The sequence below is a fragment of the Nostoc sp. genome (genome assembly GCF_036919675.1).
Classification (GTDB): domain Bacteria; phylum Cyanobacteriota; class Cyanobacteriia; order Cyanobacteriales; family Nostocaceae; genus Nostoc.
In genome coordinates this window covers 1-19,166 of the sequence record NZ_JBALCP010000106.1, presented here as the reverse complement: position 1 = coordinate 19,166, position 19,166 = coordinate 1, and the positions used below count along the sequence as shown (strand labels likewise).

General features: G+C 42.5%; 18 protein-coding genes and 1 other RNA gene. 6 read left to right on the top strand and 13 right to left on the bottom strand.

Annotated elements, in window-relative coordinates:
- Positions 1–79: 79 nt before the first annotated feature.
- Positions 80–550 (top strand): cupin domain-containing protein, encoded by a 471-nt coding sequence (locus tag V7K49_RS24290; protein ID WP_335207878.1) that lies wholly within the window; start codon positions 80–82, stop codon positions 548–550.
- Positions 551–688: 138 nt separating this feature from the next.
- Here V7K49_RS24290 and V7K49_RS24285 read toward each other — a convergent pair whose 3' ends face one another.
- The 3 genes from V7K49_RS24285 to V7K49_RS24275 all read right to left on the bottom strand — a co-directional run bounded on the left by V7K49_RS24285 (position 689) and on the right by V7K49_RS24275 (position 4,725).
- The gene (locus V7K49_RS24285; protein ID WP_335207876.1) at positions 689–820 is read right to left on the bottom strand and encodes a hypothetical protein; all 132 of its coding nucleotides are present in this window, start codon (positions 818–820) and stop codon (positions 689–691) included.
- 307 nt (positions 821–1,127) lie between these two features.
- Positions 1,128–2,840: a diflavin flavoprotein gene (locus V7K49_RS24280; protein ID WP_334865185.1), complete on the bottom strand. Its 1,713-nt coding sequence runs from the start codon at positions 2,838–2,840 to the stop codon at positions 1,128–1,130.
- 166 nt (positions 2,841–3,006) lie between these two features.
- A complete protein-coding gene (locus V7K49_RS24275) occupies positions 3,007–4,725 on the bottom strand; it encodes a diflavin flavoprotein (protein WP_335207875.1) in 1,719 nt (572 codons plus the stop codon).
- Between the two features lie 1,193 nt (positions 4,726–5,918).
- Between V7K49_RS24275 and V7K49_RS24270 the strand changes: the two genes are divergently transcribed.
- Positions 5,919–6,374 (top strand): helix-turn-helix domain-containing protein, encoded by a 456-nt coding sequence (locus tag V7K49_RS24270; protein ID WP_334865154.1) that lies wholly within the window; start codon positions 5,919–5,921, stop codon positions 6,372–6,374.
- A 436-nt stretch (positions 6,375–6,810) separates the two neighbouring features.
- On the opposite strand, the gene ssrA is transcribed toward V7K49_RS24270, so the two are convergent.
- The 9 genes from ssrA to V7K49_RS24225 all read right to left on the bottom strand — a co-directional run bounded on the left by ssrA (position 6,811) and on the right by V7K49_RS24225 (position 13,811).
- Positions 6,811–7,200, bottom strand: a transfer-messenger RNA (tmRNA) gene (gene ssrA / locus V7K49_RS24265).
- A 150-nt stretch (positions 7,201–7,350) separates the two neighbouring features.
- On the bottom strand, positions 7,351–8,298 hold the full coding sequence (locus V7K49_RS24260) for a F0F1 ATP synthase subunit gamma (RefSeq protein ID WP_334865150.1): 948 nt from the start codon (positions 8,296–8,298) through the stop codon (positions 7,351–7,353).
- Positions 8,299–8,380: 82 nt separating this feature from the next.
- A complete protein-coding gene (atpA, locus tag V7K49_RS24255; RefSeq protein WP_273762311.1) occupies positions 8,381–9,901 on the bottom strand; it encodes a F0F1 ATP synthase subunit alpha in 1,521 nt (506 codons plus the stop codon).
- Between the two features lie 212 nt (positions 9,902–10,113).
- A complete protein-coding gene (gene atpH, locus V7K49_RS24250) occupies positions 10,114–10,668 on the bottom strand; it encodes an ATP synthase F1 subunit delta (protein ID WP_334865148.1) in 555 nt (184 codons plus the stop codon).
- On the bottom strand, positions 10,665–11,237 hold the full coding sequence (locus V7K49_RS24245; RefSeq protein ID WP_335207873.1) for a F0F1 ATP synthase subunit B: 573 nt from the start codon (positions 11,235–11,237) through the stop codon (positions 10,665–10,667). Before V7K49_RS24245 ends, atpH begins: the two co-directional genes overlap by 4 nt.
- A 162-nt stretch (positions 11,238–11,399) precedes the next feature.
- Positions 11,400–11,831 carry a F0F1 ATP synthase subunit B' gene (locus tag V7K49_RS24240; protein WP_335207872.1) on the bottom strand — a complete coding sequence of 144 codons (432 nt, stop codon included), beginning with the start codon at positions 11,829–11,831 and terminating at the stop codon, positions 11,400–11,402.
- Between the two features lie 323 nt (positions 11,832–12,154).
- Positions 12,155–12,400 carry an ATP synthase F0 subunit C gene (gene atpE, locus V7K49_RS24235; RefSeq protein ID WP_251959337.1) on the bottom strand — a complete coding sequence of 82 codons (246 nt, stop codon included), beginning with the start codon at positions 12,398–12,400 and terminating at the stop codon, positions 12,155–12,157.
- A 148-nt stretch (positions 12,401–12,548) separates the two neighbouring features.
- Entirely contained in the window at positions 12,549–13,310 is a 762-nt protein-coding gene (gene atpB, locus V7K49_RS24230; RefSeq protein ID WP_334726275.1) for a F0F1 ATP synthase subunit A, read from the bottom strand.
- Between the two features lie 60 nt (positions 13,311–13,370).
- Positions 13,371–13,811 carry an ATP synthase subunit I gene (locus V7K49_RS24225; protein WP_335207871.1) on the bottom strand — a complete coding sequence of 147 codons (441 nt, stop codon included), beginning with the start codon at positions 13,809–13,811 and terminating at the stop codon, positions 13,371–13,373.
- A 368-nt stretch (positions 13,812–14,179) separates the two neighbouring features.
- Here V7K49_RS24225 and V7K49_RS24220 point away from each other — a divergent pair, with 368 nt between their 5' ends.
- Positions 14,180–14,317 (top strand): hypothetical protein, encoded by a 138-nt coding sequence (locus tag V7K49_RS24220; protein WP_335207870.1) that lies wholly within the window; start codon positions 14,180–14,182, stop codon positions 14,315–14,317.
- A 43-nt stretch (positions 14,318–14,360) separates the two neighbouring features.
- Here the strand turns inward: V7K49_RS24220 and V7K49_RS24215 are convergent, their stop codons facing one another.
- Entirely contained in the window at positions 14,361–15,542 is a 1,182-nt protein-coding gene (locus V7K49_RS24215; protein ID WP_335207894.1) for a class I SAM-dependent methyltransferase, read from the bottom strand.
- A gap of 242 nt (positions 15,543–15,784) precedes the next feature.
- On the opposite strand from V7K49_RS24215, the gene V7K49_RS24210 reads away from it, so the two are divergent.
- Genes V7K49_RS24210 through V7K49_RS24200 form a run of 3 tightly spaced genes read left to right on the top strand, consistent with a single transcriptional unit; the run spans position 15,785 to position 19,001 of the window.
- On the top strand, positions 15,785–16,444 hold the full coding sequence (locus tag V7K49_RS24210) for a vWA domain-containing protein (RefSeq protein ID WP_335207868.1): 660 nt from the start codon (positions 15,785–15,787) through the stop codon (positions 16,442–16,444).
- A 10-nt stretch (positions 16,445–16,454) separates the two neighbouring features.
- A complete protein-coding gene (locus V7K49_RS24205; protein WP_335207867.1) occupies positions 16,455–17,225 on the top strand; it encodes a PP2C family serine/threonine-protein phosphatase in 771 nt (256 codons plus the stop codon).
- Positions 17,226–17,231: 6 nt separating this feature from the next.
- Positions 17,232–19,001, top strand: a complete 1,770-nt coding sequence (locus tag V7K49_RS24200) for a tetratricopeptide repeat protein (protein WP_335207866.1) — start codon at positions 17,232–17,234, stop codon at positions 18,999–19,001.
- The last annotated feature ends 165 nt before the right edge of the window (positions 19,002–19,166 follow it).

The window sequence follows — 19,166 nt, the reverse complement described above, 5'->3', positions numbered from 1 at the left end:
AGACTGATAGTGTCATGAGTAAAAAATACCATCAATTTTTTGGCTTACCTGCGGCATCTAGGGAGAAACGTTAATTATTATGACTTTACCTGTTAAAGAGATTATATTAGCACCAGGGGAAAGTAATTACTTAACCATAAGTAATACAGACGTAATATTTAAAGCAGTTGGTGCTGATACTCATGGTCATTTAGGTTTATTTGAATACTTAATACAACCAGGAGGAACTACACCACAACTACACCTTCACCGTCAGATGGAGGAAATGTTTTATGTTCTGGAGGGAGAAGTCGAAATCCAAGCTGGAGACCGGATTGTCCAAGGTCAACCAGGAACATTTGTACTTGTTCCTCGCAATACGCCACACACATTTGCTAACCGGGGAACAAAACCTGCAAAGTTACTGATTATGTTCTCTCCAGGTGGGGAACGCGAAAAGTATTTTGAGGACTTGGCTTCCCTACTTCAGGATGGACAGAAACCAGACCAGGAAGCCTTGCTAGAGTTGATGCGTCGATTTGACCAGGAGCCAGTAGAAAATTTACAGTGACACGTTACAAAAAATATCTGACTCTTTTCTGACCTTTTTTGGCGGTGACTTGTACTAAGAAGTCTGTACCATTGATAGCGTTGCAATGCTGCTGTCATTGGGATTCACTAGGCTGAGACTCCTTGATTACTCTGGTATTTAGGTGATGAAAATTTCACCGTAGGGCAGAAACAACCTTTGACTCGATGTTCCTACTGTTGGACATAGACTAGGCAATGCGCCAGCAACAGCCGTTTCGTCAGCTGCACTAAGCGATCGCACTTGAGACACTTTCTAGCCAGTGGTTCTTCACTTCAGAAATCTACCAGAGTATTGTCGGAGTCCCTTTAAAACAATAGATGGTTTTGTAATCTCAAAGTATATTGTGTATAATCTGAAACTTAAAAACCTCGAACATCTGTCTAAAGATAGATAACCTCGTAGATCACTAAAATTTATTTGGGCGGACTCTACATATCGACAAAAAAACTGGGATAAGCATCTTGCCCATCCCACAATAAAAAAGAGAATTTTTGTCATAAAACGCCTTGGCTATATTCAAGCTAAGGCGGTTTCGTTAGGTTAAATTTCTCATTATCTAATAATGAGTGCCTGTTTTACGATGGTTGATGGCAGTAACAGCATCGGGCTTGAGTAATTTACCTTCATCCACAGTTGCATACACAACCCAATGATCGCCACATTCCAGACGTTGATTGACTGAGCATTCCAAATATGCTGATGCATCAGTGAGGATGGTACAACCGTTATCTGCAACTGCTGTACTAAAGTTGGAAAATCTATCTTCCCCAGGCGCGAAAGATTTACGGAAATGTTTCATGTAGTCTTGATGATTGCCTTCAGGTAGAATATTTAAGGCAAACTTACCGCCTGGATACATCAAAGATTCGATCGCTCGGTCTTTGGCGATCGCAACAGTTAGTCCAGGTGGGTTGAAGGTGGCTTGAGAAACCCAAGCGCCTAACATTGCCGTAGACACTTCTCCTTGTTTAGCTGTAACCACGCAAACGGAACCAACGATCCGACCGACAGCCTGTTCCACTGGAGTAGCGGCTTGTTGTGGTACGCGTACCTTTTTCGCCTTTTTCAGTGCTTGGGCAAAGTCTGTACCTAGTTCTTCACAGAACTTGAGAGTGACATCATCAGGTTTAAACTTGACCTTCAGGGTGTCAAAGCCAAAGCGATATCCAGCATCCCGGAGTTTACCTTCAATTAAGTCAAATGCTTCGCCACTCCAGCCATAGGAACCAAAGACCCCAGCAAGTTTGCTATTGTCACCGCTCGATAGCACAATCCCTAAAGCAGTATGAATAGGAGTTGGCGCATGACCACCAATGGTAGGAGAACCGATAATAAAACCGTCTGACTGTGCTAGGTTGATGCGAACTTCATCAGGGGTGGCAAATTCGCAGTTAATCGATTTGACTGCGACTCCACCTTTAGTTAATCCCAGAGCGATCGCCTGTGCTAAAGTCGCCGTATTCCCGTAAGCTGAAGCATAAAGTAGGGCAACGGAAATCTCGCGATCGTTGTGAGCACGACTCCATTCTCCATAAGCTTTGGTAAGCTCGATTAAGCTGGTGCGTACCAAGGGTCCGTGACCCACAGCATACATTCTCACCTGCACATCTGATATTTTCTCCAAAGCTGCTTGCACATGAGGAGCTTGGGGAGCCATCAGGCAGTTAAAGTAATAACGCTGGTCTTCTTTGAGCGCTTCCCAATTATCATCAAATAGTTCATCACCACAAAGATGAGTTGCAAATAACTTATCTGTGTAGAGAATTTGGGTTTGCTGGTCGTAGGTACAAAGTCCTTCTGGCCAACGTGGACTAGGAATGGGGAAGAATTTTAAAACATGACCCTTGCCTAAATCCAGAGTTTCTTTCCCTCGCATCACCAAGACTTTCAGATCGTGGTCTAGGAAAGCAGCACGCAAATTGTTCGCACCGGGAAGAGAACAGACAAAAGTTACCTGTGGTGCCAGTTGTAAAATTGCTTTGAGGGTTGCAACTCGGTTAGGATTAAAATGACCCAGGATTATATAATCCAAACGTTGCAAATCTAAAGTCTGCCGCAATGCCTCTAAATAAATTTCGGTAAAGCTTTCTGGGGGTGGATCAATAAGTGCGGTTTTATCAGCTTCAATTAAATAGCAATTGGAGGTAGTACCTCTTTCAAGTGCGTATTCAATTTCAAACCGCAGACGTGACCAACTACGTGCTCTGATCGCCTTACTATTTGTAGCAATTGGTAGAACTTGTACGTCGCGTGGCTTGGAATTGGTCATAGCTGTTGGGTAAATTTGGGGAATTGGGCATTGGGCACTTGTACTGAGCGAACGCAAGAGCGTCTCGTAGAGAAGCCGAAGTATTGGCAATTGAGCATTGGCAATTGGGCATTGGGCATTGGGAATAAGGAGAAATAACCCATACCCCATGCCCTATGCCCAATTCTTAGTAGTAATTACCTACTTTGCGATGGCGAACGGCTGTCAGTCCATCGTTTTTGGAAACACGACCTTCTTCAACGGTGCAGTATAAAATCCAGTGGTCGCTGCATTCCATGCTGGTCTGTATTTCACATTCCATGTATGCCAGAGCATCAGTTAGAATCGGGGAGCCGTTTTTCGCGGTTTGAGTTTTCACCCCAGCAAAGCGATCAGCACCAGGATGCAAGCGCTTGAGAAAGTGCTTTTTCAATTCTTGATAATTGCCTTCTTCCAAAACGTTGAGGACGAAGCGATCGCCTACTTGCATTAAGGAATCAATGGCGCGGTCTTTAGCAACGGCAATTGTGAATCCTAAGGGTTGCAAACTCGCTTGCGTTACCCAGGATGCCAGCATTGCACTTGACACATTTTCTTTTTTCGTGGTGACTATATATAGTCCACTACTAATCCGACCCAGCGCTTTTTCCATGTCAACGTCGAGGGACTTGATGTGCTTGATGTTGCGATCGCGCACCAACAATTGTCCCAAGTCTTTACCCGCTTCTTCACACAGCTGGAATGTTGATGCGGTAGGAGCCTCTCTAATCCGAATAGCTGGGAAAGCTTCTTTGATGCCAGAGTCGAGAAATTTTCTGCGGAGTGTATCAATGGGTTCATCATCCCCACCGTAACATTCAAACAGCCCAACCATTTGCTTGTTTTTGGCGACAGCTAGCAATGAACTGATACTAGCTTGGGCGGCGGCGCTTGTAGTCGGAGGCATACCAATAATGATGCTAGCTGCTCTCCCGGCTAGTTCCTGGATTTCTTGGCTCTCAGCAGTACTTAGATCCAGTACTTCTATCCCAACCCCAGTTTTCAGTATACCCTCAGAAATTGCATGACCAAGGCGCTCACTATACCCATAATCTGAGACAAAAAACATGCCAACTGTTGTTTCTGCTTTAGCTTGTTTTTGGCTCCAATTTTCGTAGCACCCGGTTAAAACATCTAGGTGGTGGTATAGTAATGGCCCGTGACCGTTGGCGATAATATTAATCTTCCCTAGTTCACCCATCCGCTTCATGGCATTCACCAAAGAACGAGCGTTAGGGCCCATCAAGCAGTCGTAGTAAAATCTAAAGTCAGCTTCGATCGCTTCTAAATCTTCGTCGAAGGTGCGATCGTCACAAAAGTGCATCCCAAAAGCATCACAGGTGTAAAGGGTTTGGGTTTTTCGGTCAAAGCTAAAGATTGTATCCGGCCAGTGCAGGTTAGGCGCACTCACGAATTCGATTTCGTGTCCTTTGCCGATATCTATGCGATCGCCAGTTTTCACAACCCGCTTACTAAAAGGATCGTGGACTAACCCTTCCAAAAACTGAAGCGCAACTTTTGAGGCTAAAACGGTAGCTCTAGGAGCTAACTGGAGAACATCTTCCACCAAGCCGCTATGGTCTGGCTCTGTATGGCTGACAATTATATAATCAATTGTTTTGGGGTTGACAAGACCTTTTAGAGTCTCTAAATACAGATCACGAAACTTCTGGTGAGAAGTATCAATCAAAACTGTTTGTTCACCCCTAATTAGATATGAATTATAGGTTGTACCGTTTTGCAATCCGAATTCGATATCGAAGCGATCGCGATCCCAATCAAGAGAGCGAATCGCCGTTGTATTAGGGGCAATTTCTACAGTTTGTATAGTTAGGCGATGTTGAACGTTTTGTGCGATCGCTACCATTATTCGTCTCCGAGCGCAAATTAACAGGTTTTTCTTCTGCCCCCATTGTCTCTATTATTTTTTGTTTAAGTTGTAATAAATATCAGTTTTTTTAATTTTTAACTTGTATCAATTATTGCTGTTTTTTTGCTAAAAATATGACTCCAAAAATATACTAAATATTAATTTATTCCGGCTAATTCACTGAGTATTTAATTTTGCAAGTTTATCTGAATTTATCCTAATTCAAAAATATCATATTCATCATATTATTTGACAATAAAAACTTAAAAAATCAAAACATAAAAAAATATTACACATCTAGGATTGTTATGCTAACCTTTATTTTTGAGAATGACGGATGAGTGCTAAGGATATACCAGGATTTACAAACAGACTCTGTAATTGTGGTGCAAAATATTGGGCGATCGTAAAATTGATGTCTTAAGAGAATAGATTTAGATGTCAAATAAAAAAAGTTAGTTTTTTGAAGTCCTCTCTTAGAACTTAAGTAGGAAAAGTAGGAAAGGTAGGAAAAGTAGGAAAGGGAAGACAAATTTTTTACACTTTTTCAATACGCATCAAATAAGCTGTTAACATTATTTTTCTCAATGGGTATTGAATATATTTTTGTCTCAACCAAGAATGTTGTTCCGTAAAATATAAATTTTCTGTAAAGTCGAAAAAACAGATGTCTTTTTAGAGATAATAAAAGCAAAGTTTCTGAGACGATCTGAATAAAAAGAACTGAGCCTGTATATCTTTTTCTGCTCATTCAAGTATAAACTAGCGTAAAAATAATTTTTAAAGTTTCGATGAATGACCGTAACAATACGAATAATTTAATAATTTTAATGATACAGTTTTTTATTATCGACCTTAGGCATTAATCAAGACAACGCCAACAAATTATTTTCATCAAGCCATAAGTTATAGCGTCTGGCTATTTAATCTATATGCCCATACAAACTAAGGGCGTCGTTTTTTGTCTGCCTAACTTTTTACGAAAATTCATTACCGATGATAGATTACAAACTTTAATAATGTTCTCAAGCTAATACTTCGCCCCTAACAGCCATAAGTCTTAACATCGGTATACTTAATACTTATTGTTAAGTTTGCAACTGTATTATTAAATACATGCCGAAGTAGACATAAAGGTGTGAATAGACATATACAATGCCAAAAATTGACTATGTGAAAGGTTATCGTTTATGGGATGCCGATTAAAAGTCTTTCTAACTAACGAAGAAAAGCTGACTTTAGAAGAGTTGAGAAAAGCAAAAGATGTTCCTCAACGTACCAAGGATCGTGCTCAAGTTTTACTGCTGAATACTCGCGGCTTAAAAAATGAGCAAATCGCTAAAGGCTTGAACTGGGCGATTTCAACAGTACGTCAAACTCTTCATCGCTGGGAAAAGATGGGTTTAGCAGGTCTGTGGGATGCTCCTGGTCGAGGGGGAAAACCCCGATATTCGGAATCAGACTTGGTTTATCTAGAAAATTGTTTAGCTCAAGAGCCACAGACTTATAACTCTAAACAACTGGCAAAAAAACTGGCATCTGAGCGTCAAGTAAGCTTGAGTGCAGACCGATTACGACGGGTACTTAAAAAAAGGGGAAAGAGGTTTGGAAGCGCACGCAAACAACCCCAGGAACAGAATAATTAGCAGGGCTATTTCATTCTCATTTAGCCCGCCTCAGTATGAATTCACCAGTCTAATAGCGAAAGTCGTCTTTAGACCAATACGCTTAGGTTAAGGATATTTGGAGATTGGGTTGAACGTAGACAAAAGAGGCGGCTTAAGGCAGAGTAGTGAAACCCAACAAACCATGAAAAATGTTGGGTTTCGTTCCTCAAACGCTACTTGCTTTAAGTCGGGAAACCGCAAGGGCGCAGTGGCTCCCCAACCTACGCAGGTTAGGTTTTTGGCTTTTACCCAAGTGTATTGGTCTAAAGACGACTAAGAAGAGGTTATAGTCCGTTAAAACAGACTTTAGTTCTGGGCGGTTGATGTCTAGAACGAAATAGTCCTGGAATAATTAGCTGAATAAAACAAAATCCACCTAAACATTAAAGTGTTTGGTGGACTTGTTATTTATTCTTAGTGGATCCGAGCAGAGTCGAACTGCTGTCCAAATTGGGTATTGACTCCCCGCTCATTCACAGGTTTAGCCTTTCTGACCCTCAAGGCGGGAATCGTTCATTATCCCGAACGTAGGATGCTCTGATTTAATCTTAGCCAGCAAGCCAACCAGAGAACGCTTGCTAGAGCATCCGTTGGGGTTTGGTCTTCAGTCCTTAACGGAGTCAAACTAAAGACGCTCGAACCTATAAGAGGTGTTTAGGCTGCTACTAGAGCAGGCTTACGAGCAAAGTTAACGATGTTATTCGCATTTACTTTTTGTTTGAGCCTTTGATTTCCGAGAGGAGACTCACTCTCGACCTGAATCACAGAGCAGCGTTCGCCAACCTGTCGAAACCGTGACGGACCCATGCGCTTCATACTTTAATTATAATACGCGATTTGTAATTCGTAATTATCAAAGTCAGAATATATGCCTCCAATTACTCAAAATAGCCAATCGCTAATTTTAAAATCATTAGCAATTGGCTATTTGCCATGAGCCACAACAAGTATTTTCCTAAGTTAGTGCTTCAGCACCACCAACAACCTCTAGGAGTTCTTGGGTAATTGCAGCTTGTCGGGCTTTGTTGTAAGACAGGGTGAGGGTGTTAATCAGTTCACCGGCATTCTCGCTGGCATTACTCATGGCTGTCATCCGCGCTGCTAGTTCACTAGCCGCTGATTCTTGCAGCGCTCGCAATAACTGGTTACTCAGATACAGGGGCAACAGAGAATCGAGAATCTGTACTGGATCTTGCTCGAAAATCATGTCAGGAGCCAACGCGCGGGCTTGGTTAGTCACTTTCTCCCGTTCTACTTCAAATTTACCGCCACGGGTTGTCAAGCGGAAGATTTCGTCATCGGCTGCTTCTAGACCTTGCGGATCGAGGGGCAGTAAGGTTTGTACCACAGGACGGGAGCTAACCAAGGAAAGGAATCTGGTATAGATTAACTCGATGCGGTCTACTTTTTCCGATAGAAATAAGGAAAGTAATTGATCGGCAATCTGATTGGCTTCCGGTGCGGTGGGGATTTGCTCTAAGCCGCTGTAAGTAGCATCAATGGGCTGATCGCGGCGTTGAAAGTACTGTGTAGCTTTGCGTCCGACGAGCACAAATTGATAGTCTAAACCTTCTGCCTTAATTTCTTTGGCGCGGTTTTCTGCACGACGGATAACATTATTATTGTAGCCGCCGCATAGACCGCGATCGCCTGATATTACCAACAGCCCGACTGACTTAACTTCCCGTTTTTTCAGCAGTGGCAGGTTTGCTTCTTCAAATCGTAGACGGCTTTGCAAACCATACAATACTTGTGCCAAGCGATCGGCAAAGGGGCGAGTCGCTAGCACTTGTTCTTGCGCCCGACGCACTCTAGCCGCAGCTACCAGGCGCATGGCTTCTGTGATTTTTTTGGTGTTTTTGACCGACTGAATGCGATCGCGTATTGCTTTTAGATTGGCCATATTCTTGAGTTAGGAGTTAGGAATTAGGAGTTAGGAGTGTTTCATTAACTTTTAACTTTTAACTCTTCACTCCTAACTTTAATTACGCTGTAGCTTTGAAGGTCTTCTTGTATTCGGTGAGTGCTTCCTTCAAGGCAACTTCTTCGGCATCACCTAGTGCTTTAGAGCCTTGTACTCCTTGCACATACTGCGGTTTACCAGTCTTTAAGTACTCGCGCAGACCTTTGGTGAAGGTGGTTACTTGATTTACAGGTACATCGTCTAAGTAACCATTGATACCAGCATATAAAATTGCTACTTGCTCGTATACTGATAGTGGCGAATTTTGTGGCTGCTTCAGGAGTTCGCGCAACCGTTGACCCCGTGCCAACTGGTCTTGAGTAGCTTTATCTAAGTCGGAAGCAAATTGAGCGAACGCTTGCAGGTCGTCAAATTGCGCCAGTTCCAATTTAATTTTACCGGCAACTTTTTTCATTGCCTTGGTTTGCGCCGCCGAACCTACGCGGGATACGGAAATACCAGGGTTTACAGCGGGACGGATACCAGCGTTAAACAGGTCAGAAGACAGGAATATCTGACCATCGGTAATGGAAATTACGTTTGTGGGAATGTATGCTGAAACGTCACCAGCTTGAGTTTCGATGATTGGTAGGGCGGTCATACTGCCTTTACCTAATTCGTCACTTAGCTTTGCTGCTCTTTCTAACAAGCGGGAGTGGATGTAGAATACATCTCCAGGGTAAGCTTCGCGTCCGGGTGGACGACGCAACAACAGGGACATTTGGCGATAAGCTTGGGCTTGCTTGGAGAGGTCATCGTAAATAACTAAGGTAGCTTTACCCTTGTACATGAAGTACTCAGCGATAGTTGCGCCTGTGTAGGGAGCTAGGTATTGCAGGGTTGCTGGTTCACTGGCGCTAGCAGCGACGACGACGGTGTAATCCATCGCGCCTTTTTCTTGCAATGTCTGCACCACGTTAGCAACTGTGGAAGCCTTTTGACCGATCGCAACGTAGACACAAATTACATCTTCTTCTTTTTGGTTGATGATTGTGTCGATCGCGATCGCAGTTTTGCCGGTTTGACGGTCACCAATAATCAATTCCCGCTGACCACGACCGATGGGAATCATTGAGTCAATAGCTGTGATCCCGGTTTGCATGGGTTCGTGTACAGACCGACGCTCAATAATACCAGGTGCTGGAGATTCAATCAAACGACTTTCTGAGGACTTGATGTCTCCCTTGCCATCGATGGGGCGACCCAAGGCGTCTACAACTCGTCCAATTAAGGCTTCTCCTACAGGCACCTGGGCAATTCTACCAGTCGCAGTTACAGAGCTACCTTCTTGAATTTCTATCCCTTCACCCATAAGCACCGCGCCCACATTGTCTTCTTCCAAGTTCTGGGCGATGCCAATTGTACCGTCTTCAAATTCTAAGAGTTCCCCAGCCATTGCCTTTTCGAGACCATAGATCCGGGCAATACCGTCACCAACTTGTAGGACAGTACCAACGTTAGCAACTTTGACCTCTTGATCGTATTGCTCGATTTGTTGTTGGATTATGCTGCTAATTTCGTCAGGTCTAATTGATATGCTCATGTGTCTATCTTTTTTGCTTTCGAGACGGAAAAATTCAATAGTTGGAAGTGATGAGTTAAGAGTGATGAGTTAAAAAAGCAAAGGTTAAAAGTTAAAAGTCAAAATAAATTACTGTTTACTTAACTCCTAACTTCTGTACAGACGCGATTAATCGCGTCTCTACTCCTAACCCCTGTACAGACGCGATTAATCGCGTCTCTACTCCTAACTTTCTAGCTATTAGTTAAGCGCAATGAAAGGCGGCGCAACTGACCCCGAATACTGGCATCAATTACCTGCGAACCTACTTTAATGATTACACCACCAATTAACTCACTGTCTACCTTGGTTTCTAGTTCTACCTGGCGAGCATTAGTTATGGCAATCACCTTTTCTGTAATTGCCTGCTGTTGAGCTTCTGTGAGGGGAACGGCTGAAATCACTTCCGCTAATACGGTTTGATTCAGCTGCCGCAACAGCGCCAGATACTGTTCAAAAATTGATTCCAAGAATGCAATGCGGCGTTTGTCTACTAGTATTAGCAAAAAATTGCGTAAGTAGGGGTTAGCGCCTTCACCGAGTATTTGTTTGATCAGAGATTTTTTGTTCTCAGACTGAATAAACGGGTTGCTGAAGAAGTTTTGTAGCTGTTTGTCTGCCCTGAGCAAACCCAGGAAAGTCCGCGCATCTTCCCCGAACTCTTCTGTCAAATTTTTCGATTGCGCTATTGACAAAAGTGCCTGTGCGTAAGGCTGGGCTACTTCGCCTGTTGCTACTTTGCTTGTCATACATTGCCTCCGAGTTGTGCGATGCTGCGGTCAATTAAACCTTGTTGAGCATCGTCGGCAATCCCGCCTTTGAGTTGCGATTCGACTTTTTGCAATGCTAGAGTAGCTACCCGTTGCCGCAGTTGAGTGATCGCTCGCTCGGTTTCAGTGTTTAAATCTGCTGCTGCTGTTTGTTTCAAGCGTTCTACGTCTTGCACTGCCTTCGCCAACAAGTCTTCTTTCGCCTTTTGGGCGTTTTCTGTGGCAGATTGGCGGATGCGTTGTGCCTCTGCCTGAGATTGCTTCAACTGTTCCTGCGCTTGGGAAAGGGCAGTTGAAGCCTCTTTTAAGCGCCCTTCTGCTTCCTGAATTACGGTGGCAATATTGGATTGTCGCTCGTTCAGGATATTGCTTAAAACTTTACGTCCGAAGTAGAATAGTATGCCAACTAGAATCGCTAGATTGATCAGATTGGTTTCAAAAATGTCTAAGTTTAGACCGAAACCACCTTCTGCTGCGCCTTCTGCCAATTCAGAGTGAACAGCGTTCGCTTCTGCGGCAAGTAATAACAATGTCCCCATGATACCCATTTACAAGTGCGCTGCTTGCTTGCTAATACGTTGTATTTTCCCGTAGGGAAATTAAGTATCTTTCCTCCGAAGGGGAAAAAGTGCCTTTTTGTGACACTTAATTAAGCGCTCTAGACTAGGGCCCAGTTGCGCGTATGCTTTTACAGAACCAGTCTTGTTAGCTTATCTAACTGGAGTTGGCCCCAATAATTTTTCTAGAATCTGCCTGCTGAGAGCATCAACTTGTTGCTCTAAGGTGCGAAAAGCTTCCTGCTTTTGTTGTTCTATTTCAACAGCAGCTTGTTCTCGTTGAGACTGAGCTTCCTTTTGGGCCTCAGCTATTTTCTCGGCAGTAATCTTCTTAGCTTCAAGTTGAGCTGCTTCTAGGGTAGCTTGCGATTGTTTGCGAGCTTCTGAGAGTTGCTGCTCATATTCGGTAGCCAAGCGCTCGGCTTTAGCCAAGCTCTCCCGCGCCTCAAGGGTATTCGTTCGGATATAATTATCGCGATCGTCTAGTACCTTGGTCAGTGGCTTATAGAAAATTGCATTCAACAAGGCTGCCAATAGCAGGAATTGCAATGCCATGAAGGGTAAGGTAGCATCGAAATCAAACATTTCTCTCCTCTTTGGCTGGAGTAGCAGTTTTCATGGCTAGCAACATCATCCAACCTTTCATATTTTAGAAACCCATAGCCAACAAGGGTCAAGTAATTTTGGACTTTAGATTGACGATAACGTAGCGTTAGCGACGTAGAAGCGTCTTTTAGATTTTAGAGCAGGCATAGCTCAGGGGCATGTACCGAAAACTCTTGATAATCCAAAATCCAAAATCCAAAATCGGTAGTCAATTGAACATTAGAACTATTAAGATACCCAAAATATTTCGATTGTAGAGGCGTGATCACTCACGACTCCACACTCACAAAAACTTTAAGGTATTAGCTGAAGGGATTAGCAAACAGCAATACCAGGGCAATCACTAGACCATAGATAGTCAAGGATTCCATGAATGCCAAGGTTAATAGCAGAGTACCGCGAATTTTTCCTTCTGCTTCAGGTTGACGGGCAATACCTTCTACTGCTTGTCCAGCAGCATTTCCTTGACCAATACCAGGGCCAATTGCAGCTAAACCAATCGCTAAAGCAGCAGCGAGAACTGAAGCAGCCTGCACTAATGGATCCATGTTGATTTTCCTTGCTTTGATTACAAAACTAACAAAAGTACGTTAACGACTAGAGACGTGTTTTTCACGCTGCACCGAGTTCTTCAGATCGCGCTTTGCGATGTTTTGAGCGAAAATGCTCTTGGAACTGTGCTATCAACTGAGAAGTTTAATGCTCCTCATGTTCTTCTCCACCATGTCCCTCCATGGCCTCATGAATGTATGCTCCGGCTAGGGTGGCAAAAACCAGGGCTTGAATGGCACTGGTAAATAACCCTAAGGCCATTACAGGCAGAGGTACAAATAGAGGAACTAGCAGCACCAGTACCGCAACTACCAGTTCATCCGCCAAAATATTACCAAATAGACGGAAGCTTAGGGAGAGGGGCTTGGTGAAATCTTCGAGAATTGCGATCGGCAAGAGAATAGGTGTTGGCTCTATATATTTCTTAAAGTAGCCTAAACCCCGCTTGCTAAAACCTGCGTAAAAATACGCTAAAGAGGTCAGCAGTGCCAATGCAACAGTCGTATTGATGTCATTGGTGGGAGCTGCCAATTCGCCTGAAGGTAGCTTGATGAGCTTCCAGGGAATTAGCGCACCTGACCAGTTCGATACGAAAATAAACAAGAACAATGTGCCAATAAATGGCACCCAAGGGCGGTACTCTTTCTCACCAAGTTGGTTTTTTGCCAAATCACGAATAAATTCTAGGGCGTATTCCATCAAATTTTGGATGCCCTTGGGAATTCTTTGTGCGTTGCGAGTAGCAGCGATTGAAGCCACTACTAAAATGCTAATCACAAACCATGAGGTGAGAAAAACTTGCCCATGAATTTTAAGATTGCCCAATTGCCAGTAGAAATGATGACCTACTTCTAATGCGGCGAGGGGAAAAGAACTAAAGGCGTTTAAGACACTAAGCATTTGCATTCTTCAAGCATTTTCCCCAACGAGCGAGGATGGGATTACTATCTTTGTGAGCCTGGCTTTTTAAGAATCAGGAATGAACGCAATTTGCACCATATAGACCAGGAGCGTGGCTTTGTAAGTTAAAAATCCCAAAAATATGGGCAGAATCTGTAGCTCACGCCATTGAGTTGCCACGACGATCACTCCCATAAATAAAGCAAAACGAGTTTTGCTCAAACTGGTTTTTTCACTACCGAGCTGCTCAACGTCTCTAGCCAGCATTTTTAAGTAAACCACACCTGTACACGCCCCAATTAAATAATTAAGAGCAATGTTCAAGGAATAAAAGATCCACACAGAGATAAAAATAACCCCCGTCAAGACAAGCGTGATTACCAACAACCGCTGGAAGAGTTGATAGAACTCTTGCATGGAGTTATCTGATTCTGTATCTTCAGAAACAGTTTTAGCATCTTGTTGCGTTGTCTGAGTGGGCGCAATTGATTCGTCTGACAAGCTCACGAGACTTGAAACCAGTACAGCTAAACATTATGACTGCACATTCAGTCAGATGAATCATATCACGATCCGGTAACAATACTTTAGGAAAAAACAATTAACTTCTTGGCAACGTTAGACAGTCAGTAAAATCACGCTCCCAGAAGTGAGAGAGCGGCTGATGAGGTGAGGGACTGTGGGGCTGAATAATCAATAATCGCTGCCTAGAAAATTCAAAATTTCTGACAATTCCAGCTTTTTTGAGTGAATAATTCTTCTCCAATGTCGTTACATAGCATCTTGCTGTTTGAATTAAGTCGGTATCAATAAAATCAACTGGTGCTTGAGGAGTGTATGGGCGTACCGCAAATCAGAAATCGTAGAGTAGCGGCTTGTCATTAAAGATTGCACCCCTGCTGAATTCCAAAAAACTCAAACTTTTGGGATGTACAATACCCCGTTTGTTGGGCACTTTCCTAATCTACATTAATTTGCCAAAAGTGGTGATGGGCGATCGCTCATCACCATGAGTATAAATTATTTATGTTAACTCAATATCGAATTGGAGTGCGATTAAGCAGGTGTCAATAAAATCAGCTGCTGCTGAAGAAGTTTTCTTAGCTGATCTAATTCCAGTTGCACACCTGCCAAAATCTCTGCAACTGTAGAATTAGCATCACATCTTTGCATAAATTCAAACTCTGCTACAGATAAATTAACAATCTGGTAATCGTAATTAAAAAAACATTGACTGGGAAATCCTTCAATACAAGGATTAAGTTCGGGAATAGCTGCCAATAGGGCGTTATCGTCTGACCACTCCGACTTAATTGAGGGAGGACGACCCAGGAAAAACTCGTAATGAGTTACTTCTGGATCTAGTAATTCTATCAGGCGGTAAAGCTGGCGATCGCTCAATTCTTTAGCTCGTTCTACTAACTCTGGTGCTTTGCCCAAAAGTCTCTCCAAATCCCAGAAACTCGGATTTGAGAAACCAATAAATTCCAATCCCGAAGCATCTATTAATTCAAACAGCGTCTCAATGTTATAGTCAATTTCCTGGGGATGAACATACATATCAGCAAAGTGTTCATCCTTGTGGTTTTCTAATGACCAACGCTGCTTTTCAGATTTGACAATTCGGTTATTTTCTGGTAATGAAGAAAATATTTGTCGCCCGACTTGGACACCATCGCGATAGTCGCCTTTTTTGTCACCTTGGAGAAGTGCGATCGCTTTTTGCATGAGTTGAATTTCCCAACGTCCCAACTCTCCGTACACAAAAATATGCATCAAGCCGCCTGGGGCTAATTTTTTCGCCAAGGCTTGAATACCGCGAATTGGATCAAGCGTATGATGCAAAACGCCAACGCAGTTAATTAAATCAAACTCACCCGGTAACTGTTCCACATCAAACAAGCTGAGGTGATGAAATTCAACGCGGGTAGCCCCTGAACGCTGACAACGTTCTTTTGCTACAGCTAAAGCGCCTGTACTAAGGTCAATTCCCACAACAGAAGCCTGGGGATTGAGGTGAACCAGGTACTCCGTACTCACCCCTGTACCGCAACCTGCATCTAAAATCCGAATATCTTGCTTTTGGGGTTTTTGACCTGTGCAAAAATTATAAGCGGCTAACCAATTCCAGCGCCAGTTATAGCCTGGAGGTGGTTCATCCAACAGGGCTTCCGGCGGAAAAGGGTAGGTATTGTAAAGTTTGGCAACAGCAGCACTGACAGTTTGGGAATCGGACATCATGAGGAATAACGCAGCATTTCTGAGTTTAGCGAATACTGGACACTTCAGGTAGATAAATAATTGCGATCATTATCAAACCACACATCTATGGAATCATCTGAAAATGCAGCGCTGGATTATTTCAATTTAAAGTAGCTATGGGTCTTTTTAAGTAAAAACATTACTGTTTAAGTATCTATTAACTAATAAAATCTAATTGAGATATTTTGTATAATAATTTACTTAATCAGGAGCATCGAATGCCTGTAGGAATGCCTGAATTCGTTGAAAATCCAGAAAATCGCTGCCCTGTAATTCTCTTACTTGATACTTCTGGTTCTATGTCAGGTCAGCCTATGCAAGAGTTAAATCGAGGACTTGCTGCTTTCAAACAAGATATACTCAAAGATTCCCAAGCATCGCTGAGTGTAGAAGTGGCCATAATCGCATTTGGCCCCATAGTTAAACTGATGCAAGACTTTGTGACGATTGACCAATTTACACCGCCTATATTGGAAGTAAATGGTTTGACCCCAATGGGTGCGGCGATTGAGTATGCTTTGGATTTTTTAGAAAACCGCAAACAGACTTATAAAGACAACGGTATTCTCTATTATCGCCCTTGGGTGTTTTTGATTACAGACGGAGCGCCATCAGACTCCTGGGAGTCAGCCGCGCAAAGGTTGAGAGAAGCAGAAGCACAACGCCGACTGTTATTTTTTGCGGTTGGTGTAAAAGATGCTGATATGAATACCCTCAAACAAATTTCTCCACCTGAACGCCTACCAATTACGCTAAATGGCTTAGATTTTCGTGAGATGTTTGTCTGGCTTTCTGCTTCGGTGAAACGGGTTTCTAGTGGCAAAGTAGGGCAGGCTGTAGCTTTACCGGCTGTGGGATGGGGTCAAATTACTAGTTAGAGGAAATTTTGTGAATTGGAAAGCTGTTCGGGATTGTGCGATCGGAACAAGTCATCAAAACCAGGGGATACCTTGTCAAGATTATGTGGATTATCTCATCTTTGATGATGTGATTGTAGGCGCTGTTGCTGATGGTGCTGGTAGTGCTAAATATTCTGATGTTGGTGCTAAGTTGGCGGTAGAAACGGTACTCAAATGCTTTTTTGAAATTAATGAATATCCTCAGAAGCAAGCCTTTTCTCAACCACTGTCCAAAGAAGAAGCTCAGAAAGTGTTTGCTGAGATCGTGAACCAAGTTATTACAGAATTACAGAAGCAAGCAGATGAAAAAGATTATTCTGTCAATGATTTAGCTTGTACTCTTTTGATTTTCGTGGCAAATTCTGACTGCATTGCAGCTATGCAAATCGGGGATGGATTTATTGTAATGCGTTCCCAAGAGTCAGAATATCAACTGTTGTTTCAGCCAGATAAAGGTGAGTTTGTCAATGAAACAACTTTTATCACCTCAACAAATGCAGTAAAAGATATGAAGGTAAAGGTTGTTTCTGAAAAACAAGAGTTTATTTGTGTTTCCACTGATGGACTGGAAAAAGTAGCAATTCGCTTGAGCGACTGGGAACCCTTCTCACCTTTCTTTAAACCTTTGGAGGAATACTTACACGAACCTGTTGATCCAAAGGAAGATAAATATCTGACGGAATTCCTCAACTCTGAGCGGCTAAATTCTCGTACTGACGATGATAAAACTTTACTTTTGTGCTTGTTTAATAGAGAGTAAAATTTAATGACAGTTCTCACCTGTGCTAGTACGGGAAAATCGATTACTTTGCTGGGTGAACCTAAAATTAGTGGTGAAGGGGAAGTTTGGCGAACTAATCACAATGGTTACTTAGCAAAAATTTACCACTTACAAACTCCTGAGCAAGTGCAAAAGTTGGCGGTGATGATAGCACATCGACCTAAAGAGCCAAACTCTCACCTCAATCATATTTCTTTTGCTTGGCCTAAGTCGGTATTGAAAAATGCTCAGGGTGATTGTGTGGGCTTTTTGATGCCGGAAATTAAGGAAGCAAAAGAACTTATTGATGTATATAACCCCAAGAAAAGGAAGGATTTGAAACTTGATGTTGATTGGCGTTTTCTCCACACAACGGCGCTGAATATCGCCTCAATTATTGAAGCGATTCACATTTCTGGCTATGTTTTGGGTGATATCAAGCAGCAAAATATTCTTGTTAACGATCGCGCCTTACCTTCAATTATTGATACTGATTCTTTTCAGGTTCGGAATCCGGTAAATGGCAAGATTTATCGTTGTCCAGTTGGTTCACCAGATTATACACCACCGGAACTGATTGATAAAGATTTTTCTAGCATTGATCAAACAGAAGTACACGATCGCTTCCGGTTAGCAGTCATTATCTATCAGTTGTTGCTTGGTGGTCAAACTCCTTTTGCGGGAAACTGGATAGGTGCGGGGGAAATTCCAGAAACTAATGAACTTATCCGTCGGGGTTTATGGCTGTATACACCAAACAGTTTGATTCAACCTGTAGATAGGACAATTCCGCTTGAGATTGTTCACCCAGAGGTTCAGCGATGTTTTCTCAGATGTTTTAATGATGGTTATAAAAATTCTAACTTGCGTCCAACTGCTAGGGATTGGGTAAAGGCGCTCAGACTTGCTGTTAATGAGTTAACTATCTGTGGAAAGGTACACAGCCACTATTACAGCCGAATTTATGGTAAGTGTTATTGGTGCGATCGGGCTATAAAACTTGGTGTTGATATATTTCCTATATTTTCTAAAAAACACACCTTTTACAAAGATAAAGATGCCGATGCCTACAGTAATCGGGGACTTGCCCGTTATAAGTTGGGAGACAACCAAGGGGCGATAGATGATTACAACCAAGCTCTCAAGATTAATCCCGACTATGCTTTAGCCTACAGTTACCGGGGACTTGCCCGTTATAAGTTGGGAGACAAGCAGGGGGCGATAGATGATTGCAACCAAGCTTTGCGTATTAATCCTAATGATGCTGTAGCCTACGGAAATCGGGGAAATGCCCATTCTGATTTGGGAGACAAGCAGGGGGCAATAGATGATTACAACCAAGCTTTGCGTATTAATCCTAATGATGCTGTAGCCTACATCAACGGGCTAACTATCCGTTATTATCAAAAGATTGTTTTTGGTTTAGTATCAGCTTCACTCATTATTTTAGCAGATCCACTTATTATTTTTGCTAACGATTTTAATTACACAAAAAATTACAACCTTGAAAAAGACTACGTGAAACGTTGTTCAGCCCATTTTCAATTGAAAAATTATAGTGAGGCAGTAGATGACTGTAACGAAGCAATTAAAATAAATCCCAATAATGACGAAGCCTACTTTTTACGGGGTACTAGTCATCTTATCATTACCAATGGCAATAGGTATCAAGCAATGGAAGATTTACTGAAAGCTGCAAGCTTAGGAAATGAAAAAGCTAAAGAAATTCTCAAAAGCTATTGTACAATAGAGAAATCAGTAAAAGTTTGCAGATAATCCTGATCAGCAAAATTTATCTGCATATCATCTTATTTTAGATAATCAATGTCAACAGCCAGAAGTGATGTTGGGAGCATCTCACCTTTGCAAAAATATCAGTTAGTAAGTTGACCATTGAGATAAGCAGCTCGAAGTTGTAACATTCGAGGCACATTTTCCAAT

Coding starts and splice junctions, on each gene's coding strand:
- V7K49_RS24260 (WP_334865150.1), bottom strand. CDS start 8,298: ATGGCCAATCTAAAAGCAATACGCGATCGCATTCAGTCGGTCAAAAAC.
- V7K49_RS24245 (WP_335207873.1), bottom strand. CDS start 11,237: ATGGGTATCATGGGGACATTGTTATTACTTGCCGCAGAAGCGAACGCT.
- V7K49_RS24270 (WP_334865154.1), top strand. CDS start 5,919: ATGGGATGCCGATTAAAAGTCTTTCTAACTAACGAAGAAAAGCTGACT.
- V7K49_RS24280 (WP_334865185.1), bottom strand. CDS start 2,840: ATGACCAATTCCAAGCCACGCGACGTACAAGTTCTACCAATTGCTACA.
- atpH (WP_334865148.1), bottom strand. CDS start 10,668: ATGACAAGCAAAGTAGCAACAGGCGAAGTAGCCCAGCCTTACGCACAG.
- V7K49_RS24290 (WP_335207878.1), top strand. CDS start 80: ATGACTTTACCTGTTAAAGAGATTATATTAGCACCAGGGGAAAGTAAT.
- V7K49_RS24215 (WP_335207894.1), bottom strand. CDS start 15,542: ATGTCCGATTCCCAAACTGTCAGTGCTGCTGTTGCCAAACTTTACAAT.
- V7K49_RS24240 (WP_335207872.1), bottom strand. CDS start 11,831: ATGTTTGATTTCGATGCTACCTTACCCTTCATGGCATTGCAATTCCTG.
- V7K49_RS24200 (WP_335207866.1), top strand. CDS start 17,232: ATGACAGTTCTCACCTGTGCTAGTACGGGAAAATCGATTACTTTGCTG.
- V7K49_RS24210 (WP_335207868.1), top strand. CDS start 15,785: ATGCCTGTAGGAATGCCTGAATTCGTTGAAAATCCAGAAAATCGCTGC.
- atpA (WP_273762311.1), bottom strand. CDS start 9,901: ATGAGCATATCAATTAGACCTGACGAAATTAGCAGCATAATCCAACAA.
- V7K49_RS24275 (WP_335207875.1), bottom strand. CDS start 4,725: ATGGTAGCGATCGCACAAAACGTTCAACATCGCCTAACTATACAAACT.
- atpE (WP_251959337.1), bottom strand. CDS start 12,400: ATGGATCCATTAGTGCAGGCTGCTTCAGTTCTCGCTGCTGCTTTAGCG.
- atpB (WP_334726275.1), bottom strand. CDS start 13,310: ATGCAAATGCTTAGTGTCTTAAACGCCTTTAGTTCTTTTCCCCTCGCC.